Below are 487 nucleotides of genomic sequence, written 5' to 3'. Positions count from 1 at the left end.
TCAGCGCAACGCGTTGCGCTGAGTCCTGAGGCTGTTGCAATGAAGATGAGAATCAAGGGCTGTGACACGCGCGAGTTACCTTTAATGGATATGAGGTGAATGGGGCGATTGTTTTGCTATACTCTCTCCGAACGGGCGATTGGCGCAACGGTTAGCGCAGGTGCTTTACACGCACAAGGCTGGGGGTTCGAATCCCTCATCGCCCACCACTGATTTGATAGGCTCCCAGCAATGGGAGCCTTTCTTTTTTGGGCCCAGCGCATGGGATTCGAACCCGACAGGGTGCGGAGCTGAGGAAACGCGCAAGCGTTTTCCAGCGCAGCACGCGAGGGCCGCAGGCCCGAAGCGAGAGCGGGCGGCGAAGCCGCACGCGACATCCCTCATCGCCCACCACTGAATTGGAAACGGTCCTCGCAAGGGGACCGTTTTGTTTGCGCCCATTTCATGGGATTCGAACCCGCCAGGGTGCGGAGCTGAGGAAACGCGA

At 58.7% G+C, this 487-nt stretch carries 1 tRNA gene; it reads left to right on the top strand.

The features are described from left to right. Positions 1-133 precede the first annotated feature (133 nt). Positions 134-209, top strand: a tRNA-Val gene (locus DW870_RS09235). Positions 210-487 lie beyond the last annotated feature (278 nt).

The sequence above is a fragment of the Collinsella sp. AM38-1BH genome (genome assembly GCF_003467545.1).
Classification (GTDB): Bacteria; Actinomycetota; Coriobacteriia; order Coriobacteriales; family Coriobacteriaceae; genus Collinsella.
The sequence above is the reverse complement of the archived record's forward strand: the minus strand, read 5'-3'. Positions and strand labels throughout refer to the sequence as shown.